Raw genomic sequence first — 23,441 nt, 5'->3', positions numbered from 1 at the left:
CATCGCTAACGCTGTGGTGTTTCTGGCATCGGATGAGTCAAAGTTCATCACTGGCCAGGTGCCGTACGTCGACGGCGGCATAACCGGACCCCTTCCGACCCTGCCTGATTGGCGCAAGCTGGGCAAGCCCTGAGCATTTATTCCATCGCTGGCTTCGAAGCCACACGAGTCCACCCGACAAGAAGTACCAGGCCACTGAGCTTGGTTTTGCCCCAACCATTGGAAAGAACCCCATGCGAAACCCTATGAGCAAGAGCGTGGCGAGCGTAGTGACGCCACTGCTGGCCCTACTTATCACCGCTGGTCTCCCTGCTTCTCCTGCAGGGGCCGCTCAGCCCCTTCCCGCGGCCGAGTCGGCCAGGTCTTTCCCCTCGGTCCTCAACCTCCCTAACGGCTTCTCTCCCGAGGGCATCGCCATTGACAGGCAGGTGGCGTACACCGGATCGCTGGCCAACGGTGCGATCCGGCGAATCGATCTGAAGACCGGGGTATCAACACAGTTGGCCCCGCCGCCCGGCCCTGGGCGGATCGCGGTCGGAATGGATGTCGATCGCTTCGGCCGTCTCTGGGTTGCCGGCGGCGGCCATGGCGGTCCGTTCCCTGGCGTCGTCAGCAGTTTCCGCGTCTATGACACCAAGACGGGCCGGAAGCTTGCTGATGTCGACGTTCCCAACGCGAACTTCATCAACGACGTGAAGTTGACACGGGACGCGGCCTGGTTCACCGACAGCGCCAACCCTGCTGGTGCCCTCATCCGAGTGACGATTGAGCGTGACGGTGAGTTCGGTGCACCCCAGAAGGTGGCACTCGGAGGGGATTGGACGCCGGGCGGTCTGATCAACGCCAACGGCATCGAAGCTACCCCCGATGGGAAGGGCCTGATCGTAGGCCAGACCATGGCTGCCGGTGGAGGCGCGGCGCTCTATGTCCTGCCCGCCGACTCCAAGGGAACGGCAAACGCACGCCAGATCCGTCTCAAGGGAGACCTGGAGTCCGCCGACGGCCTAGTTCGCATCGGTCAGTCCCTCTATGTCGTCACCCACCACGGCGTGGTCAAGGTCAAACTCTCGACGGATCAGGCTGCCGGGCAAGTCCTCAGCACCACCGAGGTGCCGGGCGCTGCTTTCGCTAGTACGGCTGATCGCTTTGGCCCGCGCCTCTACGTGGTTGATGCAAACCTTGGCGACGATCTGTCCAATGTCGGTAACCCTGCCGCGGCCTTCAAGGTGGTTGGCATCCGGCTCCCATAGCGCGGGACTCCCCACCGCCGGCTCGTAGCCGGCGGTGGGGAGTACGTACAGCGCCCTCAGCATCCTGTGCGGCGCACGGCAGGCGCCATCGCTTCGACGCTGAAGGGACCTTGGCCCCGAATCCTGACCACGGGTTATGCGGCTGATGTCGGCGTAGTTGATGTTGCCCGGGACGCTGTCTCGTAGTCGATCGGGCTGTGTTGCCCGAGGCGGGAGTGACGGCGTCGGGTGTTGTAGCGGTGCAGCCGGCGGAATGCGCCGAGGCGGGCCTCGCGCTCGCTGGACCAGCGCTGTCGGCCCTGGAGCGTCTCGCGTCTGAACGACGCGTTGAAGGACTCGGCGAGTGCGTTGTCCGCGCTGGAACCGATCGCGCTCATGGATTGGCGGACACCGGCCTTGAGGCGGGCGTCGGCGAAGGCCCGGCTCGTGTACTGGGCGCCGTGGCCGGTGTGCATGACCGCTCCGGGCGAGGCTTCCGCGGATCCGCTCGGCGGCGGACAGCGCGTCGATCACGAGTTCGGTGCGCATGTGATCGGCGATCGCCCAGTCGGCAGGGGGGTGCGAGGCGAGGTCGATGACGGTGGCCAGAAAGAGGAACTTCCCACCGCCCGGCGGGAGATAGGTGATGTCGCCGAAGTACCTCGTGTTCGGCTCGCTCGCGGTGAAGTCACGGCCGATCAGGTCAGTGGCCTTCGCCGGCCGGGTCCGGGACCGTGGTGCGGTGCCTGCGGCACAGGCGCAGACCCGCCAGGCCGACCTGGTGCATCACTCGGGCGACCCGCTTGTGGTTGACGTGCTCGCCCTCCTCGCGGTGCTGGGCAGTGACCCTCAAAACGCCGTAGGTGCCGTCCGATTCCCGGTACACGGCCCGTATCCGGGCGGTGAGCCGACCGCCTGCCGGGCGGCCCGGTCCGCAGCGGTGCGGCGCCGGTAGTAGATAGCTGGACCGGGCGATGCCGGGGATGGCGCACAGCCGCTTCACGCCGTGGCGGCGCTGGTGGTCGGCGACGAACTGGAAGCGGTTCACCAGCGCCTCTCCCCGGCGAAATTCTCCGCTGCCTTCCGCTGGACCTCGCGTTCCTCCTCCAACTTGCGGACCTTCTTGCGCAGCGCGGCGTTCCCCGCCTCCAGCGGCGTGGGCGGCTCGGTTGGAGCCTCCGTCCGGCACCCCGGGACCGACTCGCTCCGGCCGCCCGGAGCCAGTTCCGCAGCCTCCGGATTGACCCCCCGCATCAGCGGCGACCGACCTGATCGTCGCCCCGGGGCGCGACTCGTACAGCGCGAACGCGTCCGCCTTGAACACCGGCGGGTAGTCCTTCATGACCACCAGATGTCCGTTCCCAGATCCTCAAGATCCACCTCTCGAGTGTCCAAGATCCGGGGTCAAGGCCCGTTTGGAGGAGCTTGCCCCTATGAGGGTGGGGTCAGTCGTTGGTGGCTTCCTCTTCGAGGTTGGCGAGTACAGCCTCCGACAGGGCTGCCAAGGCGTCGAGCTGGCGGGGACTGACGACGTCGAGGAAGGCACGGCGTACGTAGTCGACATGCAGGGGAGCGGCCTTGGTGATGGCCTTGCGCCCCTCCTCGGTGAGGGCTACGTGGTTGCCGCGGTTGTCTTCGGCGCAGGGGCGGCGTTCGACGAGCCCGCGCGAGATCATCCGTGAGATCTGGTGGGTGACGCGGGTCTTTTCCCAGCGGAGGAGTTCTCGTAGTTCGAACATGCGCAGGGAGCCTCCGGGGTGCTGGGACAGGCCGCTGAGGATGGCGTAGTCCGCCAGTGAGAGGCCGGTGTCGCGCAGTAGTTGGCGGTTCATGTGGCGGCGGAGGTCCTCCTGCAGGGTCAGGAAGCCGTACCACGCGCGCTGCTCGCGCTCGTTCAAGTGCCGGGGCTCAGTCACCCTTCAAGGCTACCAAGGTCGGTGACATGTCCCTCTTCGGATCTTCGGTGTCTGGTGCGTCACACCCTTCAAGTGGGGCTTGCCTTCCGCCAAAGGGTGACGCATCATCTTCAGCAATGGGTGATGCGTCACCCTCCCTCACTTCAGGAAGGTGCATTGTCATGGGACGAATCTGGTTCGTGACGGGGGCGGCCTCGGGGCTGGGCCGAGAGATCGCAAGGGCGGCGCTCGGTGAAGGTGACACCGCTGTGCTGGCCGACCGGCGCACGCAGGGCGCGCAGGAAGTCGTCGCAGCGTTCCCGGACCGGGCCCTGGCGCGGGAACTGGACGTGACCGACTCGGCGCAGATCGAAAAGGTCGTCGGTGAGGTCGTCAAGCGGTACGGGCGGATCGACGTGCTCGTCAATGCCGCGGGCCGCGGGCACATCGGTGCGGTCGAGGAGACGACGGACGAAGAACTGCGGTCTCTGATGGAACTGCACCTGTTCGGCCCGGCCTCGCTCACCCGGGCGGTCCTGCCGCACATGCGCAAGCAGCGCAGCGGCGCCATCGTCCAGATCAGCAGTCTGGGCGGACAGGTCTCGGTGCCTGGGATGTCGGCCTACTCGGCCGGCAAGTTCGCTCTGGAGGGCTTCTCGATCGCCCTGGCCCAGGAGGTCACGCCGCTGGGCATCAAGGTGCTGATCGCTCAGCCGGGCGCGATGCGCACCAACTTTGCCGGAGCCTCGATCAGCGAATCCGCGCACATCGCCGACTACGAGAGCACCGTGGGCGGGCTGCGCGCTCACGTGGAGGAGGTCACGGGTCGGCAGCCGGGTGACCCCGTGAAGATCGCCTCCGCCCTCCTTACCGCCCTGGCCGCGGACAACACCCCCCTGAGGCTGGCGCTGGGCAACGCCGCTCTCGACCGCCTCACCGAGGCGGCTGAGCAGACGGAGAAGGAGCGCACGGCCTGGGAGTCCCTGAGCCGCGGCACCGACTTCGACGACTGAACCGGTCCGCGAGCGGGTCGAGGAAGGCCGACGAGTCATTCGTCGGACACGTTTTCCAAACAGGAAGGGAGCTCGCGATGGGGCGAGTGGAGAGCAAGACAGCAGTGGTCACCGGCGGTGCGATGGGCATGGGGGCCGCAACGGTCCGCCGGCTTGTCGCCGAGGGCGCCAGCGTGGTCGTCGCGGACGTGAACGTCGAGGCCGCGCAGGTCCTCGCTGACGACCTCGGAAGCGCCGTTGCCGTCGAACGGCTCGACGTACGGTCGGAGCAGGAGTGGGCCGACGTCGTCCGGCGCGCTGAGGAACGCTTCGGGTCCGTGGACATCCTGGTCAACAACGCGGGCATCGCCGATCCGGCTCCCCTGCACGAGTGGGACACCGTCCGGCTGCAGCGCACCCTGGACGTGAACCTGATCGGCGTCTTCAACGGCATCCAGGCCGTCGTCCCGGCGATGAAGCGGGCTGGCGGCGGCTCCATCGTCAACATCGGCTCCGTCGGCTCCCTGCAGGGCGTGCCGAGGATGTCCGGCTACGTCGTCTCCAAATGGGGCGTCCGCGGACTGACCAAGACCGCCGCGCTCGAACTCGGCGCGCACGGGATCCGAGTGAACGCAGTCCACCCGGGCCAGACCCGCACGCCGATGACCGAGGGCGTCACCTTCGACACAAGCAACATCGCCCTCGGACGGGTCGGCGAGCCCGATGACGTCGCCCACACGGTGCTCTTCTTCGCCTCCGACGACTCTCGATTCGTCACCGGCAGCGAGGTCGCCGTCGACGGTGGGCAGATCGCCGGCCAGGCCGATTACCAGGGCCTTCCCGACTAGCGACAGCGCTTCCCGCGTCACCCAGCTGTGCCGATACGCAGCAGCACGGGCGAACCCTTTCATGCCGGTTGTGTGCAACCAGGCGTCACAGGCCGCCGCTTCCGATCCGAGCCACCAGGTTCGGTTTGCGGCTCACGGCACTGGTCAGGCAAGACCATCACCCGGCCACCAACACCCCACTTCACTATCACCTTCAAGTAATCGGAGTACAACTGTGTCCACCCCCGTCAAGCTCGCAGTCATCTATTACTCCTCCACCGGCTACGCCGCTGAGATCGCCAAGGAGATCGCCGAAACCGCCGAGAAGGCGGGTGCCGAGGTCCGCCTGCTCAAGGCCGCCGAGCTCGCCCCCGAGGCCGCCATCGCCTCCAACGAGGCCTGGGCCGCGCACGCCGCCGCCAGCGCCGGCGTCCCGGTGGCCACTCCCGCCGACGTCGAGTGGGCGGACGCCGTGATCTTCGGCTCTCCGACCCGCTTCGGCAACATCTCCTCCCAGCTCAAGCAGTTCATCGACACGCTCGGCGGCCTGTGGGCGCAGGGCAAGCTCGCGAACAAGGTGTACAGCGGCTTCGTCACCACCGCCACAGCCCACGGTGGACAGGAGTCCACCCTGCTGGCCCTGTACAACTCGATCCACCACTTCGGCGGTCTGATCGCCTCTCCCGGCTACACCGACGCCGTGAAGTTCGTGGACGGCAACCCTTACGGCACCTCCCACATCGACGCCCAGGGCAACAACCCCGTCGGCGACCAGACCCGCAACGCCGCCCGCCACCAGGCGCAGCGCGTGGTCAAGATCGCAGCCGCCCTGAAGACGGGCTTCGCAGCCTGACCGACTCACCTTTGGTCAATGCTTGTCAGCTTGCGTTGCCTGCACGGCCCGTCGGTCTCGCCGGCACGGACGTAGCCGCGGAACAAATGGGCGGCACCCACGCGCGGCGCACGACGGACCATGCCGGTTCGACGAACAACGCCGAGAGCCGGCTCTGAGCATAAGGCGCGGGCCGCAGCATCCGTATAGACGACCCGCATTGGGCGAGAACATGAGGGAGGCCTCGGCTGAAAATCCCGCGCTGCGCAGGACCACATCAGCGCGCAGTCGGTTGTGGCACGCCGGGGCTGAGCGCGGCCCTCAGATAGCAGGCGGGAGATCCCGCTCAGCGCGAATACCGACAGGAGTCGACATGGAGCGAACATCGGGAAAGAGAACATTGGTCACGGGCGGTGCCATGGGAATGGGTGCCGCCACCGCCGACCTTTGGAAGCGAATCGGATGAAGCCCAACCGGAAATGGCCGGGCTCGCCAGCTTCCAACACCTTGCCGCACGGCAGGCCCCTAAGCCAGGGCCCTGGTGACTCGCATCAGCAGGCGGATGAGGCGGAGACAAAGGAGCGGAGATACAGGATCGAGGTCCTGTCAGCCCCTTCGGGCGATGACCGCGCGGTCACCTCGCGGCTCGCACGCCTCGTCAATGAGACCTACCGGCGCACGGAACGGAACCTACTGCCGGATGATTTCGACCGTACGACACCGGCGCAGGTCAGCAAGCTCATACGAGAAAATTGCATCGCCGTCGCATGGGAAGGGCAGCGCATTGTCGGGTGCGTTCACAGCAACCCGCTGGGCCCGGACACGGCAGCCTTCGACATGCTCGCCACAGCGCTCGACCATCCGGAGCGCGATGTGGAACGGGCGCTCGTCAACTTCACCGAGCGTCACATCCGGTCCTCCGGGCGGACCGCTGCACAAACGCAGCTCCTTGTGCCGCGGTTCCGACCCGATCCGGCTAAGACCCGTCTCGCCGCTTGGTACGACGAACTCGGCTATGCCAGATCCCGTAGAGAAGCGGTCGAAGACATCTATCCGGATGTAGCAGCTGCTCTGATGAATGCGAGTGATGTTGTGACTTACCGCAAATATCTCGTTCCATCAACGCAGTGACCTGCGACGGCGGTCGTTTTACCGCAGTGGCAGTTTTGACGCCCTTGAAAGAAGAGGGAGATCATGGAATCAGTACAAGCAGCAGACTTCGTTGTTGTCGGAGCTGGTACCGCCGGCTCGGTCGTGGTGCGCCGCCTCTTGGATGCGGGACACCGCGTCGCCGTTGTTGAAGCAGGCCCCAGCGACACGAACGAGGAGATCGCCGACCCCTTCCGTGGGGCAGCCCTCATAGGCAGCGAGGTCGACTGGTCCTTCAGTACTGAGCCGCAGCCGTGCGCGAACAACCGGGTCATGTCTCAGGCGCGGGGCAAGTCCCTCGGCGGCAGTTCGGTGCTCAATGGGATGATCTATGTGCGTGGTGCGCAAAGTGACTATGACGCCTGGGCCGCCGGTGGCGCTACGGGCTGGGCGTGGCAGGACATTGAGCCGTACTTCCGCGAGCTGGAAGCGTATGACGGTCCCCCCAACGCTGCCCGGGGACAGAACGGACCGCTGAACATTCAGCGCAACCTTGACCCGGACCCTCTGGTCCGTGCCTTTGTAGACGCCGCTGTAGAGGCCGGGCACCCCTACAACGACGACTACAACTCCGGCGACAGCCGCGGCGCGAGCTTCCTCCAGCACACAGCCGTCCAGGGCCGGAGAGTGACCGCCTGGCGAGCGTACGTGGGGCCAGTGGTCATCTCGCCGCTGCTGCAGGTCATCACCGACGCCCATGTCAGCCGGGTCCTCATCGAGGGAGGACGGGCCGTCGGGGTCGAGTACCTGCGCGACGGTCAGCGGCACGTAGTCCGGGCCGAGCAGGAGGTGATCCTCTCTGCCGGCACCCTCGGTACACCTCAACTGCTGATGCTCTCCGGCATCGGGCCGACCGCCCACCTGCATCATCACGGCATCGACGTGGTGGCCGACCTTCCCGGCGTCGGCCAGAACCTGCGTGACCACGCTTCCACGTCGGTTGTCTGGGAGACCCGGAAGGCGATGCCGGTGCCAAGGGTGAATGGGCTCGAGGCTCAGTTCATCGCTGATGGCGTGGGCGGACCGATCCAACCCGACCGTCAGACGATTTTCGTCTCAGGTGTCTTCAGCCCGATTCGGGATAACCTGCCGGAGCAGGGGTTCACCGGGCTCGCGCTCCTTCTGCACCCGCACAGTCAGGGTCAGGTGCGCCTGCTGTCGGCTGATCCTCAAGACCCGCCCGTCATTGATCTGGGTCTGCTGACGGACTCGCGGGACCTGGAGGCACTGGTCGACCACGTCGAGGCGGTCCGCGCCGTCGCTGCGCAACCGGCACTGGCCGAGTGGGTCAAGTCCGAAGCGTTCCCGGGAACCGCGGTCACTGACCGCGACAGTCTGCGCGACTACGTACGCCGGTCCGTTGACAGCGGTCAGCACCAGGTGGGCACGGCCCGCATGGGTACTGACCCGATGGCCGTCGTCGACCCCCGGCTGCTGGTACACGGAATCGGCGGCCTCCGGATCGCAGACGCCTCGGTGATGCCGACGCCTCCGGCGGGCAACACAGTGGGACCGGCCTACCTGATCGGTGAGCGAGCGGCCGACTTCATCCTCAGCACGCGGGCCCACGGTTACTGAGCCAGCTCTTTCCAACCTCGGTCTGAGCTGGCGTGATGCAGGCAGAGGATGGCCTGGACGAGGCTGGTGATGCGGGTGGTTGAGCATCGCAGCTTGCGCAGGAGCCACCAGGACTTGAGGGTAGCGATGACCCGTTCCACCAGGGCCCGAATCTTGACGTGGGAGCGGTCGACCGCCTGCTGTCCTGTGGACAGCGCCTCCCATCGGCCCCGGTAGGGGACGCGGACCGTGCCGCCGGCTCCGCAGTATCCCTTGTCGGCCCACGGGACGCCGGCCTCGGCAAAAGCGTCGATGGTGCCGCTCTCGGGCGGCGCGGATGTCGTGGGCGGCTCCGGGCAGGGTGGGTGAGGCCCACAGGAGACGGCCGGAAGGGTCAGCGACGACTTGCACATTCATCTCATGTCTTTTGGGTTTGCCGGAACGGAAGGGCCGTCAGCGGCTGTCCGGTCGATCGCGAGCAGGGTGCTGCCGTCGAGCAGGACACACGCATTCGTCGACGCCGTCCGGACGGCCTCGGTCCGGGGGTCTTCCTCGTGACACTCACCAGCTTGGCCACGACGGTGGCCGTGATGCATTGGCTGCCGAGCTGGCTGTCCCAGCTGCGCCCCTGGTCCGGCCGGTAGCTGCCCAGGCCGGCGGAGTGCGGACGGGACGTGTCCGGAACCGCCAGGAGATAGCAAGGCTGAACCTACGACCCTCATGATCCCCGGCGGCCATGCCTGGGGCCGGGCGCCATCGCGCCGTCGGTCCCGCTGTCGGGTGGTGAACGAGCAGGCACGCCGCCCGACCACCGTGGCTCTCTCCGTCCGCCCCGCTGCGGGAGACGAGCACGGACTGCGCCGACTCCAGCCGGTACGAGGAGAGCGAGAGGTCCGAGAGCTCAAGAGCCCGGGCCTCGCCGTCATGTGGCATCGACCGTGCAGCGCTCCCGGTCCGGCGACTGGACGGGAAGAGCACAGGTACGCGATCGAGCGAGACCGCACATGCTGACCACCCGCCGCACGGCGGCGCTGTCCTGCTGGCGGACGCCGCTGCTGGACGCCGGGCGGCGGCATGGCTCCCTGGATCCGGGGGACTGCGACCGCACGGCCCTGGACAGGGGGCGGCGCGGCTGCTCGCGGACGCCCCGGGCGCGGCCATCATGACCGGTGGTCTGTTACGGATGTGGGCTTTCCGGGCCACGCCATCGCCTGAAGCGCGGCGGCTGGCCAGCCTGGCCAGGGACTCCTAGCGAAATGATCCTCGGGGTGGTGAGGCGCCGGTTCGCTGCACGTGTAATGGCGGCGAAAGCCGGGTACGCCTACTGCCCGCCGGTCCTGTCCGGCCGCTGGCTCTGCAGTTCCGTGTACCGCGAGCGCATTGCGGTGCTCGCGGCCGGACCGGCGGCGAAGACGAAGGCCTCACTGTCGTCGAGGTTCCTTCCTGTACGGGCGTCGACCAGGACCGGTTCGACCTCCTCGCCGCTGGCGGCGTCCACCAAGATCATGGATCGCTCCTGCGGCGTCAGGTGTCGGTTCCCCCAGGCAGCCAGGGCCACCATCACGGGCCGAAGGGATCGGCCCCGCTCGGTGAGCACGTACTCGTAACGGGCCGGCTTGTCCTGGTAGAGCCGCCGTTCCAGCAGGTCGTCCGCGACCAGCGTCTTCAGCCGTGCGGTGAGCATGCTGGTGGAAATGCCCAGATTCCGCTGGAACTGGTCGAAGCGTGTATAGCCATCGAAGGCGTCGTGCAAGATCAGCAGAGTCCACCACTCGCCGACGTGCTGCACCGTCGTGGACAGCGGGCACTCCCGGTCCTCCAGTCGCATGCGACTCGGCATGCCACCCTCCCAAAGTTACTGCTAATGTAGAAGTAAGTACCTTCTATTTTAGCAGTCGGCGGGGTTCTGCGGTGATGTGCGCACGCCGGGCATGCCGCCGCCCGGCGTGCAAGAGCCGCATCCCGTGACTGCTTGCCCTGGCGCAGAGGAAGAACCCATGACTCAGAACCCGACGTCGCTCAACCCCACCGACCTGCCCGAAGCGATCACCCGCTACCTGACGGGCCGCGCCGACAAGAACGTCTCCGCTGCGACATCGGCCTTCGCGCCGCACGCCACTGTTACGGACGACGGACACACCTACGAGGGAGCCGAGGCCATCACCCGATGGCTCGGGCAAACCGACACCGAGTACACCTACACCACCACGCTCACCGGTGCAGAACGCGACGCACCCGACCGGTACACCGTCCACCAGCACCTCGAAGGAAACTTCCCCGGCGGGAAGGTCGATCTGCGCTGCCGCTTCGTCTTGACCCACGGACTGATCAGCGAACTCAGCATCGCCCCCTGACCGACCGCCCGCCACCCTTGTTCACCACCACCCTGGCAGGAGCACGAACAACATGAGGACCTGGTTCATCACCGGCGGCACCCCCGGCGGATTCGGCATGGCCTACGCCAACGCCGCCCTGGAACTGGGCGACAACGTCGTCCTCACCGCCCGCCGCCCCCACCTGCTCGAAGACTGGGCCGCCCGCCACGGCGACCGGGTGCTCGTCCACCCCCTTAACGTCACCGACCCACCGCAGGTCCACGAGGCCGTCCGGGCCGCCGAAGAGCGTTTCGGCCGTATCGACGTCCTGGTCAACAACGCCGGCCGGGGATGGTACGGCTCCGTCGAGGGTGCGCCCGACAGCGAGGTCAGGGCCTCCTTCGAGCTCAACTTCTTTTCCGTCACGCAGATGCTTCGTGCCGTCCTGCCGGGCATGCGGGAGCGCCGTAGCGGATGGATCATCAACATGTCCTCCGTCGCCGGACTGCGCAGCGTGCCGGGCTTCGGCTACTACAGCGCCGCCAAGTACGCCATCGAAGGGCTCACTGAGGCGCTGCGCCACGAAGTCGCCCCGTTCGGCATCAAGGTCCTGGCCGTGGAGCCAGGCGCTTTTCGCACACACGCCTACGCGTCGTTCGCCGACGAAGCCGTGAGCGAGACGGTCGACGCCTACCTTCCCTTGATTCAATCCGTCCGCTCCTCCATGATCAAACAGAACGGTCATCAGCCCGGCGACCCCCGGCGCGGAGTGCGCGTTGTCGTGGATGCGATGGACAGCGCCACCCCGCCCCGCCGTATCGTCCTGGGCGCCGACGGCTACGCGGCCGTCCAGGAGCAACTGACGGATATGGCGGCAGAACTGAGCGCCTTCGAAGCGGCCTCGCGCAGTGCGGACTTCCCCCAGGACTCCTGAGAGGCGGTCGAAGACCGCATCCTTCCGCCGGCGGCGAAGTGTCCGTAGACGGTTTCCCGCGGGGCGAAGTCGTGCGGGAGGTATCGCCATGGGATCCCGGTCCGGTCGGCGTAGAGGATGGCGTCCATGATCCGGCGCAGGCCGTGTTCGGGCGGCCGGCCGATGTCCAGGCGATGCTCCGCGGCTGGATACCGAGCGCGACGCCAGCGACCTGCTGCCCCCGCGCCCGCGGGGAGTGCTCCGCTACGGAACGTAGCGAGGCGCGTTGGAGTGATGGAGGCAGGAGACTGATGAAATCCTGTCGCAGCTGAGGTCTAGCCCCGGGCCTTGGCAGCGAAGTCCTCCGTACTCAGCGGGTGCAGCAGTGGTGCGGGAGTAGGGCCGAAACTGGTGTGGCGAGCGCCTAACAGTTCTCGATCGAGCAGGATCGAGGCGGATCCAGCCGGATGGAAACGGGCAGATATGTCCGACACTGCGGCGTCTTCCCAGGTGAGAAGGGTCACTTAAATGGGTTCGAGTCCCACCCGCCCCACTCCCCTCCCCCCGGCGGGCACGTTCCGGCCCGCGCCGTTCCGGGTGCCGGGGCCGCCTCGCCCCAACTTCACCCGAAACCGTGCAGTGTGGCCGTTCCGCCCCTGCGGGGGCACGCGGACGTGCATCATGACCCGCATGTCCGTGTATCAGGTCTCCTGCCCGGCCCGGGTCAACTACCTCGACTCCGAGATCGACGAACTGCAGGACGTCCCCGACGGCGGCTTCCAGGTCGCCCGGTCCCTGTGGTGCCTGCTGGAGGCGGGACACACCGGCCTCCACCACACCTTCACCCAGGGGCTGCGGGCGACGGACGAGCTCCCGGCGCGGAACCTGTGGACGCGCTGGCCGGACGGCGACGAGTACGGTCCGCAGCGCGAGACGCTGATCCTGCCGCCCTGCACCGAGAAGTTCCTGGCCGGGGCGATCGAGGAGGAGAGCTGCGGCCTGCCCGCCGGGCACGTGGGCCGGCACGGCTTCGAGTTCGGCCCACCGCTCACCGAGGCCGACGTCCTGCCCGAGTGGCTGTTCCGGATGTTCTTCGACTGATCCCGGTGCCGTGGACGGTCCGGGACCCGAGTGCGTTCCCGCGCCGGTGCCGCGCCGCTGTCCCCGCCCCTCCGGGACGCGGTCCCCGCGACCGCCACCAGCGAGAACGCGTATCTGCCCGGCCGGTGGCCGAACCCCCTGTGAGAAACTTGCCGTCGTCCCGATCTCCGGGCTCTTCCACCGACACCACCGGGCCCGGAGCCCGCCTGGTCCGTTTCTCCGGGAGAAAGCCTTGTCCATGAAACGCACACCGCTTCCGGGAGTCGGCGTCCAGTACGACGTGACCACCCGCTCGGGACGGCACCTGTCCGTCGTCGTCCACCAGGACGGACGCCGGTTCCTCGGTTTCTACGCGGCCGACGACCCCGACACCTGCCAGGCGTCCTTCCGGCTCGACGCGGACGAGGCGGCGTCGCTCGCCGCCCTGATCGCCCCCGACCCGGAGACCCCGGACCTGGCCATGGGCGAGCTGGACCTGGCCACCGAGCGGATCCCGGTCACCGCCAAGTCCCCGTACCGGGGGCGGCCGCTGGGCGACACCCGGGCGCGGACGCGTACCGGGGCGTCGATCGTCGCCGTGCTGCGCCGGACGGCACCGCACCCGGCGCCGGGGCCGGACTTCAGGCTGGAGGCGGGTGACATCCTGGTGGTCGTCGGCACTCGCGAGGGCGTCGAGGAACTCGCCCAGATCATCGCGGGGGGCTGAGTATGCACGACACCACCAGACTGCTCATCGAGCTGGGCGCCATCATCCTCGGGCTGGGCGTCATCGGACGCTTCGCCGGGCGGATCGGGCTGTCCGCCATCCCCCTGTACCTGCTGGCCGGGCTCGCCTTCGGGCACGGCGGGCTCTTCGAGCTGAGCGCCAGCGAGGAGTTCGTCGCGATCGGCGCCGAGATAGGGGTCATCCTGCTGCTGCTCCTGCTGGGCCTGGAGTACAGCGCCTCCGAACTGGTCGACAACCTCAGGACGCAGTACCCGTCCGGCGCGGTGGACTTCCTCCTCAACGCCACCCCGGGCGCCGTCGCCGCCCTGGTCCTGGGCTGGGGCCCGGTGGGCGCCGTGGCACTGGCCGGTGTCACCTGGATCTCCTCCTCCGGCGTCATCGCCAAGGTCCTCACCGACCTGGGCAGGCTCGGAAACCGCGAGACCCCCGTCATCCTCGGTGTCCTCGTCATGGAGGACCTGGCGATGGCCGTCTACCTGCCGATCCTGACCACCATGGTGGCCGGGGTCGGACTGGCGGGCGGCAGCGTCAGCCTGATGGTGGCCCTGGGGACGGTGGGCCTCGTCCTCTACGTGGCGCTGCGCCACGGCCGGCTGATCAGCAAGGCCGTCTCCTCCGACAACCCCGAACTGCTGCTGCTGGTGGTGCTCGGCCTGACCGTCCTGATCGCCGGCATCGCCCAGCAGCTGCACGTCTCGGCGGCGGTCGGCGCGTTCCTCGTCGGCATCGCCCTGTCCGGCGAGGTGGCCGAGAACGCCCACCGGCTGTTCGCCCCGCTGCGCGACCTGTTCGCGGCGGTGTTCTTCGTCTTCTTCGGCCTGTCCACCGATCCGGAGAACATCCCGCCGGTACTCGTCCCCGCGCTGATCCTGGCCGTGGTCACCTCGGTCACCAAGGTCGTCACCGGCTGGTACGCGGCGCGGCGTGCCGGGATCAGCCCGAAGGGCCGGCTGCGGGCGGGCGGCGCGCTGGTGGCGCGCGGCGAGTTCTCCATCGTCATCGCCGGTCTGGCGGCCGGGGTCGCGACCCAGATCAGGCCGTTGGCCACGGCGTACGTACTGCTGCTGGTGATCATCGGTCCGCTGGCCGCCCGCTGGACCGAGCCGCTCGTGCGCGCCGTGTTCCCGCGGCTGCTGGAGGTCCCCACGGGGGGCACGGAGAGAGGGCCGGCGAAGGGCCCGGGGGCGGGGCCCGACACGGTCTCCCGCGCGGATTCCCCCAGTGCTCCGGAGGGACTGCAGTCCCCCGGCGGCCGATGAGGCATCATCTCCCTCCATGGGGATAGTCGCCGGTCTGGACAGTTCGTCCGAGTACACCCGCATCGTCGTCTGCGACACCGACACGGGCGCCGTCGTCAGACAGGGGTACGCCCCGCATCCGGTGCCGGAGAACGGCGGGGCGGGCGGAGAGGCGGCGGGCGCGGCCCGACGCACCGAGGCCGATCCGCAGTCGTGGCTGCTCTCGCTGGGCGAGGCCGCGTCCGGGGGACTGCTGGAGGGCGTCGAGGCGATCGGGGTCTCGGCCCAGCGGAACGGGCTGGTCCCGCTCGACGAGGCGGGCAACCCGGTACGGCCCGCGCTGGTGGGCAACGACCGGCGGGCGCAGACCTCGGCGGCCGACCTGGTGGACGCGCTCGGCGGGCGGGAGTCCTGGGCGCAGGCGGTCGGCTGTGTGCCCCGGTCGGCGCAGCCGGTGACGAAGCTGCGCCACCTGGCGCGGCAGGAGCCGGAGGCGGCGCGGCGGGTGGCCGAGGTGCTCCAGCCGCACGACTGGCTGGTGTGGCAGCTGCTGGGACGTCCCCACCGGCGCACCACCGACCGCGGTGAGGCCTCGGGCACCGGCTACTGGTCGGCGGCGGCCGAGTCCTGGCGGTCCGACCTGGCCGAGCTGGCGCTCGGCCGCCCGGTGCGGCTGCCGGAGGTGGTCGGTCCGGCCGAAGCGGCCGGGCAGACCCCGGAGGGGCTGCTGATCTCGGCCGGCACGGGCGAGACGATGGCCGCCGCCTTCGGTCTGGGGGTCGGGGTCGGCGACGCGGTCGTCTCCCTCGGTGTCTCGGGATCGGTGTTCTCGGTGCACCACCAGGCACTGGTGGAGCCGAACGGCATGATCACCTCGCTCGCCGACGCCACCGGCATGCATCTTCCGGTGGTGTACACGCTCAACGCGGTGCGGACGCTGCGCGGTGCCGCCGAGCTGCTGGGCACGGACCTGGAGGGGCTCTCGGCGCTGGCGCTGAAGTCCACACCGGGCTCGTACGGGCTGGTGCTGCTGCCCTATCTGGAGGGCGAGCGCACCCCCGATCTGCCGCACACCGCGGGCACCCTGGCCGGGCTGCGGCAGGAGAGCATGAAGCCGGAGCATCTGGCACGCGCCGCCTTCGAGGGCATGCTGTGCGGGCTGGTGGACGCCCTGGACGTGCTGCGCGGCCGGGGGGTCCAGGTCAACCGGGTCTTCCTGCTGGGACCGGCGGCCGAGCTCCCGGCGGTCCGGTCGATCGCCCCGGCCCTGCTGGGCGCCCAGGTGGTGATTCCGCAGCCGGCGGACTACGCGGCGCTGGGCGCCGCCCGGCAGGCGGCCTGGGCGCTGGGAGTGGCACGGGGTGCCCTCTCGCCGCGGCAGCCCCCGCTCTGGCCCGCGCCCGCCGGGCAGGTCCTCGACCCGGGCGAGGAGCTCGCGGTGGGTCAGGCGGTGCGGCAGCAGTACACGGCCGTGCGCGAGCAGACGCACCCGGGGGCGTTCGGCTGACCGGCCGGGAAGCCGGCCCCGGCGGTACGGGCGCGGGTGCGGCGGTACGGGCCGCCGCCCCGGGGGTCAGTCCAGATACCCCCTCAGCTGGTCCGCGTAGGCGTGGTCGCGGAGCTTGCCGAGGGTCTTGGACTCGATCTGGCGGATGCGCTCCCGGGTGACGCCGAAGAGGCGGCCGATCTCCTCCAGGGTGCGGGGGCGGCCGTCGTCGAGGCCGTAGCGGAGCTGGACGACCTTGCGCTCGCGCTCGCCGAGGGTGGACAGGACGGCCTCCAGGTGCTGGCGCAGCAGCAGGAAGGCGGCGGACTCCACCGGAGAGGGCGCGTCGCCGTCCTCGATCAGGTCGCCGAGGTTGACGTCCTCCTCCTCGCCCACCGGGGCGTGCAGCGACACCGGTTCCTGGGCCAGTCGCAGCACCTCGCTGACCCGTTCGCCGGTCAGGCCGAGCTGGGCGGCGACCTCCTCGGGAGTGGGTTCGTAGCCGCGCTCCTGGAGGATGCGGCGCTGCACCCGGATGACCCGGTTGATCAGTTCGACGACGTGGACGGGGACGCGGATGGTGCGGGCCTGGTCGGCGAGCGCCCGCGACATCGCCTGGCGTATCCACCAGGTCGCGTAGGTGGAGAACTTGTAGCCGCGGGTGTAGTCGAACTTCTCCACCGCCCTGATCAGTCCCAGGTTGCCCTCCTGGACCAGGTCGAGCATGGTCAGCCCGCGCCCGACGTATCGTTTCGCCACCGAGACCACCAGCCGCAGGTTGGCCTCTATCAGCCGGCGCTTGGCCATCCGGCCCATGACCACCAGCCGGTCGAGGTCGAGGGCGAGCCGCTCGTCGGGGCCGGGGTCCCGGCCGAGTCTCTCCTCGGCGAACAGTCCCGCCTCGACGCGCCGGGCGAGCTCGACCTCCTCGGCGGCGGTGAGCAGGGGGATGCGGCCGATCTCGCGCAGGTACTGGCGGAAGAGGTCGGCCGCGGGACCGGAGCCCTCGGACCGTACCGGCCGCGGGACGAGCGGCGGTTCGGCACCCCGGTCCGGGACCGTCTCGGGATGGTCGGGCGGGGTGCCCGGCGGTCCGGCCGGTTCCACGGCGGTCAGATCCGGGAGGTCCCCGACGGCCGGAGCGTTCGGGGATTCGTGGCCGGTGGGGGCGGCGAGGGTCGCGCCGTCCAGGGTCCGGGTCTGCACGGGGGCGGCCTCCAAGCTGATCGCTGCCGGTGGGGGCGACAGGCGAGACAAGGACGGACGGACACGGACACGACGGGCGCGGCCGTACGCCGTTCGTCGCGGGGCGGGCGAGCGGCTCTCCGGGGGGATGCGCGCTCCGAGACTCAGGAACCCTTCCCAGTGTGCGCCACGACACACTCCGCCCACGAGAGTCGTGCGCCCAGTTTTTGGGCCCGGCCGGCACCCGGCGTGTACGGGTCGTCACGGGGAACCACCGGAAGAGCCCGGGGCGGACGGCCGGGAACGGCCGTCAGGACCACAGCGCGGCGGCGCCCCGGTCGCGCAGCGCCCGGCCGTACTGCTCCAGCGTCCACAGCTCCTGGGAGACGGCGGTCTGCTTCTCGTCGCCGCTGCTCACCAGGCGCTCGAAGGTGCTGCGCAGCTCGGCGATCCGGCGGTTGACCGCCTCCAGCCGGACCTTGACCAGGAACTCCCCGGCGTACATCTCGTCGGGCTCGCGCGGGGTCATCAGGGGCTCGACGCTCAGCTCGGTGATCATCGACCGCATGGTGTCGTCCGGCGCGGCGTCGCGCACCCGGACCAGGTACTCGCCGTCGGCCCGCTCCACTCCCCCGGCCTTCTCGATGGCCTGGCGCACCGCCGCGTAGGGGGCGGCGGTGAACTCGTCGGCGCCGTAGGCGTCGAAGAGCGGGGCGACCAGCTGCGGGAACTGCAGCGCCAGCTTGAGCAGTTCGCGCTCGGCCCGCAGCCGGGGGGTGCGCAGGTCGAGCCGGGGGCCGCCGGGCGCCGGGCCGGGGGCCACGGGCCCCGTGGACGCTCCGGCGGCGTGGCCGCCGCGGTACCGGGGGCCGCCCTCGGGGGCGCCCCCGCGCTCGCGGAGCCGGCGGGCGAGCTGCCCCACCCGGCGCACGACGAACTCGGTGTCGAGGATGCCCAGCATCCCGGCCAGCCGTACGGCGTACTGGTGCTGGATCGAGCCGTCCTTGATCCGGGCGACGATCGGCGCGGCCTCCTCCAGGGCGGCGGCCCGGCCCTCGGCGGTGTCCAGGTTGTGCTGCCCGGTGACCGAGCGGATGGCGAACTCGAAGAGCGGGGAGCGCCCTTCCACCAGCCCCCGCACCGCCTCGTCCCCCTCGGCCAGCCGCAGCTCGCACGGGTCCATGCCGCCGGGGGTGATGGCGATCGAGGTGCGGGCGGCGAACTTCTGGTCGTCCTCGAAGGCGCGCAGCGCGGCCTTCTGTCCGGCGGCGTCGCCGTCGAAGGTGAAGACCACCTCCGAGCGGGAGTTGTCCATCAGCAGCCGCCGCAGGATCTTGATGTGCTCGCCGCCGAAGGCGGTGCCGCAGGTGGCGATCGCGCCGGTGATCCCGGCCAGGTGACAGGCCATCACATCCGTGTAGCCCTCGACGACCACGGCCCGGCCGGTCTTCGCGATCTCCCGCTTGGCGAGGTCGATGCCGTACAGCACCTGGGACTTGTGGTAGATCGCCGTCTCGGGGGTGTTGAGGTACTTCGGCCCGTTGTCGTCCTCGCGGAGCTTGCGGGCGCCGAAGCCGACGACCTCGCCGGTGATGTCGCGGACGGGCCACATCAGCCGGCCGCGGAAGCGGTCGATGGGCCGGCCGTTGCGGCTCTCCTGGGCGAGGCCGGCCAGGATCAGCTCCTTGTCGCTGAAGCCCTTGCCGCGCAGGAAGCGGGTCAGGTGGTCCCAGCCGGCCGGGGCGTAGCCGACGCCGAAGTGGGCCGCGGCATCGGAGTCGAAGCCGCGTTCGGCGAGGAAGCGGCGGCCGGTCTCGGCCTCGGGCGAGTCGAGCCGCTCGGTGTAGAAGGCGGCGGCGGCCTTGTGCGCCTGGACCAGCCGGATGCGCTCGCCCTGCTGGCGGCCGGGCGCGTAGCCGCCCTCCTCGTAGCGCAGGGTGATCCCGGCCTGGGAGGCGAGCCGCTCGACGGCCTCGGAGAAGGAGAGGTGGTCCACCTTCATCACGAAGTCGAGGGTGTCGCCGCCGGCCTGGCAGCCGAAGCAGTGGTAGAGCCCCTTGCTCGGGCTGACGTGGAAGGACGGGGACTTCTCGTCGTGGAAGGGGCACAGGCCCTTGAGGTTGCCGCCGCCCGCCGGGCGGAGCTGGAGGTACTCCGCGACGACGGCGTCGATCGGGACCGCGTCCCGTACCGCCTTCACGTCCTCGTCGTTGATCCGTCCCGCCACGGCAGAAGTCTACGGCCGGCCCCCGACACCTCCGGCACCCCGGGCCGGTGGCGGGCCCGCCGGCCGCCACCGTTCCTTGCCGGGGGTTTCCCGGCATGTTCCCCGTACGGCCCTCTCCCCGTCACCCCGCCGGATACCGGCACCGCTGGAGCGAGCAGGATGTTCACCAGGGACCCGGAGAGGGCGGAGCGGGATGCGCGTGCTGACATGGAACCTGTGGTGGCGGTTCGGCCCGTGGGAGGAGCGGCGCAAGGCCGTCCTCACGGTGCTGCGCGAGCTGCGGCCCGACATCGTCGGCCTGCAGGAGGTGTGGGAGCACGGCGGGGAGAACCTCGCCCGGTGGCTCGCCGACGAGCTCGGCCTGCACTGCGCCTGGGGCGCCTCCGACTCCCCCGGGCGCTGGCAGCGGCGGCTGGGCGACCCGTCCGTGGGCATCGGCAACGCGGTGCTCAGCCGGTGGCCGGTCCTGGAGAGCGAGGTGCTGCGGCTGTCCGCGCCCGAGGAACTGGACGACGGCCGGCTGGCCCTGTACGCGCGGCTGGACCTGCCCGGGCACCCGGTGCCGTTCTTCACCACCCACCTGGCCTCGGCCGCGCACGCCTCGGCGGTCCGGTGCGCGCAGGTGACGGCCCTCGCCCGGTTCGTCGCGCTCCACCGCGGCGGCACCGACTTCCCGCCGGTGGTCACCGGGGACTTCAACGCCCGGCCGGAATCCGACGAGATCCGGCTGCTCGGCGGCTACCTGACCGCCCCCGCCGTCCCCGGCCAGGTGCTCCTCGACGCCTGGGAGCACGCCGACCCGCGGGCGCCCTCGGCCACCCGGGACGCGGCGAACCCCCATGTCGCGGCGGCCTTCCGGCCCAGCATCCGGGTGGACTACATCCGGGTCGGCCCGCCCGGCCCCGGCGGGCTCGGCCACGTGCGCTCCGTACGGCGCGCGGGCGACCGCCCGGTGGACGGCGTCTGGCCCTCCGACCACACTGCGGTCCTGGCGGACCTGGCGGACCCGGCGGACGGCTGAGGCCGGGCCCGGCGCCGGGTATCCGTCCCTGGACGTCCGGCGCCACCCCCGGGAGGATCACTCCCATGACTCAGCAGCCCGTGCCGCGCCCCGTGAACCTGGTGGAGGCGCTGGCCTCCTTCGACGACGTGTACAGCCCGCGGATCGTCACCCGCGTGAACGACTACGACGTACGGATCGCCCATGTGCGGGGCGAACACGTCTGGCACGTCCACGAGGACACCGACGAGTTCTTCCTCGTCCTCGACGGCCGCTTCGACATCGCCCTGCGCGACGCCGAGGGCAACGAGTCCACCGTCGTACTGCACAGGGGCGACACGTTCACGGTGCCCCGGGGCACCGAGCACCGGCCGTCCTCGCCGGGCGGGTCGATCATGATGTTCGAGCCGTCGGGCACGGCCACGACCGGGGACCGCCACGACGGGGACATTCCCGCCCACGTGGACAGCACCACCGGTCACGCGCTGGGCTGATCCGCGCCGCGCACCGCCGCCCGGCCCGCGGGCGGCGGTGCGTTCGTCCAGTCCTCCCCGGCACGGGGCCCGGACCGGCGCCTCAGGGCCGGGACGGCGGGTCGGGCCGGGCGGCCAGGTGGTCCTGGAGCTCGCGGTGCCGGAACTGCCAGGCCGTACCGGCCACCCGCAGCAGGCCCAGCCGGTAGCAGGCGTCCAGGAAGCGGCCCAGGCGCCAGGGCAGCCGTCCGCGGACGCACAGCAGGAAGGCGAGGTACCGGACCGCCGCCCGGCCCGCCCCGCTCATGAGCCCGACCGCGATCCCGACCGCGGCCCCGCTCACCAGGCCCTCCGTGAGCCCGGCCACCGGCCCGTACCCGATCCCGACCGCCAGCCCGAGCCCGAGGCCGAAACCCGCCCCGTACGCCAGGCAGGTGATGAGGTCGCCGCGCACCAGATCGCGCGGATCGGTCACCGGCCGCTCCTCCCCGGCCGTGACACCGGCCGCGAGGGCGCCCACGGCCCCGACCGCCAGTCCGGCCGTGACGCCGACGACGGGCCCGAACAGGAGGACGAACACGAGTCCGGCCGCGAGTCCGGCCGCGAGCCGGAGTGCGAAACCGCGCCGCCCGGCGCGGGTACGCAGCCGCCCGGGTTCGAGCCGGTGCGGTCGCGGCCACGGCCGGCTCCCCACCAGGGCGACGGCCGGCACGAACAGCAGCGCCAGCGCCGCCCGCTGCCACAGGGGGAGGCCGATCCGCCACACCAGCCCGGCGCTGACCGGCACGGCCAGGGCCACGCTCAGGGCCCGGTCGGTCCACAGCGCCCGGCGCGGGCCGGCCAGCGGCCACAGCTCGTGGAGGACCAGGTCGGTGCCGCTCGGGACGCGGCCGGCGACGACGCGCGGCGGGCGGGCGGCGGTACCGGCGCCGTCGTTCAGGTGGCGGGCGAGGACGGCCAGACGGCGCCAGGTGACCCCGGCGTCCAGCCTGGGCGGCCGGTGGCCGCGCCGGACGGGTTCCGCGCCGTCCGCGGCGCCGGGCGCGGTGATGCCGGTCCCGTGGTGGGGCGCGGTCACGGCGGCCCCGACGCACCGGTCCAGGAGGTACTCGTACAGCCGGCCGCCGGCGGCGAGGGCCGGCAGGCCGGCGGGGTCCCGCAGATGGCCGCCGTCCGGGGTCCGTTCCTGGAAGACGACGACGGCCAGGGTGAGCCGCCAGGGCGTGTCCAGGGCGCGGGCCAGCCGCCGGGCGGCGTCGGGGGCGGGACCGGCCGGGTCCGCGGCCTGTTCCAGCGCGTCGAGCACGGGCTGCCAGCGGGTCCGGCCCCGCTCGGTGGCCGCGACGCGCCGCTCCAGGTAGGCGCGGGCCCGGGCCGGGTCGACGCGCTCCAGGGCGATGTGCGCCGCCACCCTCGGCTGGGCGTCGGCGTCCACCAGCGCCCGGTACTGGGCATGGCGGCAGGTCAGCACCACCGGGCAGCGTACGCCGCCGCTCTCGAAGCGCTCCACGGCGCGCAGCAGGGCGGCGGCGCGGGACCCGTACCCCGGTGCGGTGTCCCGGTCCGTCTCGTCCAGGCCGTCGATGACCGGCAGGACGAGTTCGGCGGCGACGACCAGCCCGGCGTCACGGGGCGAGAGGTGGTAGGCGGAGGCGAGATGGGCGCGCAGCCACTGCCGCAGCTCACCGCCGGGCCAGGAGGCCGCGGTCAGCAGCACCGGCACCGGCTCGCCCGCGCCGCGCTCCCTGGCCAGGCCCAGCAGCAGGGCCAGGGCGAGCACGGTCTTGCCCGTCCCCTCGTCGCCCGCCCCGTCCCCGTCGGGCCGGGGTGTGCCGGTGATGACCAGCCGGCCGGGCCGCAGCTCCCGGTAAAAACCGGTGATGTCCGCCAGCGTCCCGCCGGAGCGCGCGCCGGTCACGGCGGTGGCGGTCGTGCTGAACACCAGGTCGATCCGGCCTCCCGGGGCCGCCCGGCCGCTGCCCAGCAGCTGCCGGTACTGCGTTCCCTCCTTGCGCACCACCGCCCGCGCCAGCTGCTCGGCGACCACCTCCCCGGTGCGCTGGGCACGCACCCCGTGCACCGCCGCCCACAGCCCCCAGCCACCGAGCACCGCGCCGACCACCCCCAGCCCGAAGGAGAGCACCCCGGCGGGGTCGGACTGGCCCAGCTCCACCCGGCCCAGCGCGAACACCGTCCAGCCCAGCCCGGCCAGGCACACCGCGGTACTGAACACCACCACCGCGACCCGCCCGGCATGCCCCCGGCTTCCCATGGCTCACGCTCCCACCACCGCAC

Annotated in this window: 21 protein-coding genes and 3 pseudogenes; 16 read left to right on the top strand and 8 right to left on the bottom strand. The window is 70.6% G+C overall.

Annotated elements, in window-relative coordinates:
* Positions 1 to 13: 13 nt before the first annotated feature.
* Both V1L54_RS29400 and V1L54_RS02325 read left to right on the top strand, forming a co-directional pair.
* On the top strand, positions 14 to 133 hold the full coding sequence (locus V1L54_RS29400; RefSeq protein ID WP_443076440.1) for an SDR family oxidoreductase: 120 nt from the start codon (positions 14 to 16) through the stop codon (positions 131 to 133).
* Positions 134 to 245: 112 nt separating this feature from the next.
* Positions 246 to 1,250 carry an SMP-30/gluconolactonase/LRE family protein gene (locus tag V1L54_RS02325; protein ID WP_330116088.1) on the top strand — a complete coding sequence of 335 codons (1,005 nt, stop codon included), beginning with the start codon at positions 246 to 248 and terminating at the stop codon, positions 1,248 to 1,250.
* A 134-nt stretch (positions 1,251 to 1,384) separates the two neighbouring features.
* Here the strand turns inward: V1L54_RS02325 and V1L54_RS02320 are convergent.
* Both V1L54_RS02320 and V1L54_RS02315 read right to left on the bottom strand, forming a co-directional pair.
* Positions 1,385 to 2,577: pseudogene (locus tag V1L54_RS02320) on the bottom strand (IS3 family transposase).
* A 97-nt stretch (positions 2,578 to 2,674) separates the two neighbouring features.
* The gene (locus tag V1L54_RS02315; protein ID WP_330116087.1) at positions 2,675 to 3,061 is read right to left on the bottom strand and encodes a MarR family winged helix-turn-helix transcriptional regulator; all 387 of its coding nucleotides are present in this window, start codon (positions 3,059 to 3,061) and stop codon (positions 2,675 to 2,677) included.
* 245 nt (positions 3,062 to 3,306) lie between these two features.
* Between V1L54_RS02315 and V1L54_RS02310 the strand changes: the two genes are divergently transcribed.
* The 5 genes from V1L54_RS02310 (at position 3,307) to V1L54_RS02290 (ending at position 8,502) form a co-directional block, all read left to right on the top strand.
* Positions 3,307 to 4,137 (top strand): oxidoreductase, encoded by an 831-nt coding sequence (locus tag V1L54_RS02310; RefSeq protein WP_330116086.1) that lies wholly within the window; start codon positions 3,307 to 3,309, stop codon positions 4,135 to 4,137.
* 77 nt (positions 4,138 to 4,214) lie between these two features.
* Complete coding sequence (locus V1L54_RS02305) at positions 4,215 to 4,964, top strand: SDR family NAD(P)-dependent oxidoreductase (RefSeq protein WP_330116085.1); 750 nt, start codon at positions 4,215 to 4,217, stop codon at positions 4,962 to 4,964.
* A gap of 214 nt (positions 4,965 to 5,178) precedes the next feature.
* Positions 5,179 to 5,796 (top strand): NAD(P)H:quinone oxidoreductase, encoded by a 618-nt coding sequence (gene wrbA, locus V1L54_RS02300; RefSeq protein WP_330116084.1) that lies wholly within the window; start codon positions 5,179 to 5,181, stop codon positions 5,794 to 5,796.
* A 441-nt stretch (positions 5,797 to 6,237) separates the two neighbouring features.
* Entirely contained in the window at positions 6,238 to 6,906 is a 669-nt protein-coding gene (locus V1L54_RS02295) for a hypothetical protein (protein ID WP_330116083.1), read from the top strand.
* 63 nt (positions 6,907 to 6,969) lie between these two features.
* Positions 6,970 to 8,502 (top strand): GMC family oxidoreductase, encoded by a 1,533-nt coding sequence (locus tag V1L54_RS02290; RefSeq protein WP_330116082.1) that lies wholly within the window; start codon positions 6,970 to 6,972, stop codon positions 8,500 to 8,502.
* Here V1L54_RS02290 and V1L54_RS02285 read toward each other — a convergent pair.
* A pseudogene (locus tag V1L54_RS02285) lies at positions 8,496 to 9,017 on the bottom strand (transposase family protein); the annotation flags it as partial. The gene V1L54_RS02290 and the pseudogene V1L54_RS02285 sit on opposite strands and share 7 nt — an antisense overlap.
* A gap of 468 nt (positions 9,018 to 9,485) precedes the next feature.
* On the opposite strand from V1L54_RS02285, the gene V1L54_RS02280 reads away from it, so the two are divergent.
* A complete protein-coding gene (locus V1L54_RS02280; RefSeq protein WP_330116081.1) occupies positions 9,486 to 9,647 on the top strand; it encodes a hypothetical protein in 162 nt (53 codons plus the stop codon).
* A 155-nt stretch (positions 9,648 to 9,802) separates the two neighbouring features.
* Here V1L54_RS02280 and V1L54_RS02275 read toward each other — a convergent pair whose 3' ends face one another.
* Positions 9,803 to 10,321: a winged helix-turn-helix transcriptional regulator gene (locus tag V1L54_RS02275; RefSeq protein WP_330116080.1), complete on the bottom strand. Its 519-nt coding sequence runs from the start codon at positions 10,319 to 10,321 to the stop codon at positions 9,803 to 9,805.
* Between the two features lie 157 nt (positions 10,322 to 10,478).
* Between V1L54_RS02275 and V1L54_RS02270 the strand changes: the two genes are divergently transcribed.
* Positions 10,479 to 10,835 carry a nuclear transport factor 2 family protein gene (locus V1L54_RS02270; protein WP_330116079.1) on the top strand — a complete coding sequence of 119 codons (357 nt, stop codon included), beginning with the start codon at positions 10,479 to 10,481 and terminating at the stop codon, positions 10,833 to 10,835.
* 52 nt (positions 10,836 to 10,887) lie between these two features.
* Entirely contained in the window at positions 10,888 to 11,730 is an 843-nt protein-coding gene (locus V1L54_RS02265) for an oxidoreductase (protein WP_330116078.1), read from the top strand.
* On the opposite strand, the pseudogene V1L54_RS02260 reads toward V1L54_RS02265, so the two are convergent.
* Positions 11,692 to 11,900, bottom strand: a pseudogene (locus V1L54_RS02260) (transposase); the annotation flags it as partial. The gene V1L54_RS02265 and the pseudogene V1L54_RS02260 overlap by 39 nt on opposite strands.
* A 499-nt stretch (positions 11,901 to 12,399) precedes the next feature.
* Between V1L54_RS02260 and V1L54_RS02255 the strand changes: the two are divergent.
* The 4 genes from V1L54_RS02255 to V1L54_RS02240 all read left to right on the top strand — a co-directional run bounded on the left by V1L54_RS02255 (position 12,400) and on the right by V1L54_RS02240 (position 16,282).
* On the top strand, positions 12,400 to 12,810 hold the full coding sequence (locus tag V1L54_RS02255) for a hypothetical protein (RefSeq protein ID WP_330116077.1): 411 nt from the start codon (positions 12,400 to 12,402) through the stop codon (positions 12,808 to 12,810).
* A gap of 232 nt (positions 12,811 to 13,042) precedes the next feature.
* Positions 13,043 to 13,516, top strand: a complete 474-nt coding sequence (locus tag V1L54_RS02250) for a cation:proton antiporter regulatory subunit (protein ID WP_330116076.1) — start codon at positions 13,043 to 13,045, stop codon at positions 13,514 to 13,516.
* Positions 13,517 to 13,518: 2 nt separating this feature from the next.
* Positions 13,519 to 14,796, top strand: a complete 1,278-nt coding sequence (locus tag V1L54_RS02245; protein WP_330116075.1) for a cation:proton antiporter — start codon at positions 13,519 to 13,521, stop codon at positions 14,794 to 14,796.
* 16 nt (positions 14,797 to 14,812) lie between these two features.
* Complete coding sequence (locus V1L54_RS02240; protein ID WP_330116074.1) at positions 14,813 to 16,282, top strand: FGGY family carbohydrate kinase; 1,470 nt, start codon at positions 14,813 to 14,815, stop codon at positions 16,280 to 16,282.
* 66 nt (positions 16,283 to 16,348) lie between these two features.
* Here the strand turns inward: V1L54_RS02240 and V1L54_RS02235 are convergent, their stop codons facing one another.
* Both V1L54_RS02235 and dnaG read right to left on the bottom strand, forming a co-directional pair.
* Positions 16,349 to 17,596, bottom strand: coding sequence for an RNA polymerase sigma factor (locus V1L54_RS02235; RefSeq protein ID WP_443076449.1), 1,248 nt, complete (start codon positions 17,594 to 17,596; stop codon positions 16,349 to 16,351).
* A 160-nt stretch (positions 17,597 to 17,756) separates the two neighbouring features.
* Complete coding sequence (gene dnaG / locus V1L54_RS02230) at positions 17,757 to 19,673, bottom strand: DNA primase (protein ID WP_330116072.1); 1,917 nt, start codon at positions 19,671 to 19,673, stop codon at positions 17,757 to 17,759.
* Positions 19,674 to 19,866: 193 nt separating this feature from the next.
* On the opposite strand from dnaG, the gene V1L54_RS02225 reads away from it, so the two are divergent.
* On the top strand, positions 19,867 to 20,694 hold the full coding sequence (locus V1L54_RS02225; RefSeq protein WP_330116071.1) for an endonuclease/exonuclease/phosphatase family protein: 828 nt from the start codon (positions 19,867 to 19,869) through the stop codon (positions 20,692 to 20,694).
* Positions 20,695 to 20,759: 65 nt separating this feature from the next.
* Positions 20,760 to 21,167 (top strand): cupin domain-containing protein, encoded by a 408-nt coding sequence (locus tag V1L54_RS02220; protein ID WP_330116070.1) that lies wholly within the window; start codon positions 20,760 to 20,762, stop codon positions 21,165 to 21,167.
* Positions 21,168 to 21,249: 82 nt separating this feature from the next.
* Here the strand turns inward: V1L54_RS02220 and V1L54_RS02215 are convergent, their stop codons facing one another.
* Positions 21,250 to 23,418: a hypothetical protein gene (locus V1L54_RS02215; protein ID WP_330116069.1), complete on the bottom strand. Its 2,169-nt coding sequence runs from the start codon at positions 23,416 to 23,418 to the stop codon at positions 21,250 to 21,252.
* Positions 23,419 to 23,441: the final 23 nt, after the last annotated feature.

This window comes from Streptomyces rubellus (genome assembly GCF_036323805.1).
Classification (GTDB): Bacteria; Actinomycetota; Actinomycetes; order Streptomycetales; family Streptomycetaceae; genus Streptomyces.
The sequence above is the reverse complement of the archived record's forward strand: the minus strand, read 5'-3'. Positions and strand labels throughout refer to the sequence as shown.

Coding starts and splice junctions, on each gene's coding strand:
- V1L54_RS02325 (WP_330116088.1), top strand. CDS start 246: ATGAGCAAGAGCGTGGCGAGCGTAGTGACGCCACTGCTGGCCCTACTT.
- V1L54_RS02315 (WP_330116087.1), bottom strand. CDS start 3,061: ATGAACCGCCAACTACTGCGCGACACCGGCCTCTCACTGGCGGACTAC.
- V1L54_RS02310 (WP_330116086.1), top strand. CDS start 3,307: ATGGGACGAATCTGGTTCGTGACGGGGGCGGCCTCGGGGCTGGGCCGA.
- V1L54_RS02305 (WP_330116085.1), top strand. CDS start 4,215: ATGGGGCGAGTGGAGAGCAAGACAGCAGTGGTCACCGGCGGTGCGATG.
- V1L54_RS02295 (WP_330116083.1), top strand. CDS start 6,238: ATGAAGCCCAACCGGAAATGGCCGGGCTCGCCAGCTTCCAACACCTTG.
- V1L54_RS02290 (WP_330116082.1), top strand. CDS start 6,970: ATGGAATCAGTACAAGCAGCAGACTTCGTTGTTGTCGGAGCTGGTACC.
- V1L54_RS02280 (WP_330116081.1), top strand. CDS start 9,486: ATGCTGACCACCCGCCGCACGGCGGCGCTGTCCTGCTGGCGGACGCCG.
- V1L54_RS02275 (WP_330116080.1), bottom strand. CDS start 10,321: ATGCCGAGTCGCATGCGACTGGAGGACCGGGAGTGCCCGCTGTCCACG.
- V1L54_RS02270 (WP_330116079.1), top strand. CDS start 10,479: ATGACTCAGAACCCGACGTCGCTCAACCCCACCGACCTGCCCGAAGCG.
- V1L54_RS02265 (WP_330116078.1), top strand. CDS start 10,888: ATGAGGACCTGGTTCATCACCGGCGGCACCCCCGGCGGATTCGGCATG.
- V1L54_RS02255 (WP_330116077.1), top strand. CDS start 12,400: ATGTCCGTGTATCAGGTCTCCTGCCCGGCCCGGGTCAACTACCTCGAC.
- V1L54_RS02245 (WP_330116075.1), top strand. CDS start 13,519: ATGCACGACACCACCAGACTGCTCATCGAGCTGGGCGCCATCATCCTC.
- V1L54_RS02240 (WP_330116074.1), top strand. CDS start 14,813: ATGGGGATAGTCGCCGGTCTGGACAGTTCGTCCGAGTACACCCGCATC.
- V1L54_RS02225 (WP_330116071.1), top strand. CDS start 19,867: ATGCGCGTGCTGACATGGAACCTGTGGTGGCGGTTCGGCCCGTGGGAG.
- V1L54_RS02220 (WP_330116070.1), top strand. CDS start 20,760: ATGACTCAGCAGCCCGTGCCGCGCCCCGTGAACCTGGTGGAGGCGCTG.
- V1L54_RS02215 (WP_330116069.1), bottom strand. CDS start 23,418: ATGGGAAGCCGGGGGCATGCCGGGCGGGTCGCGGTGGTGGTGTTCAGT.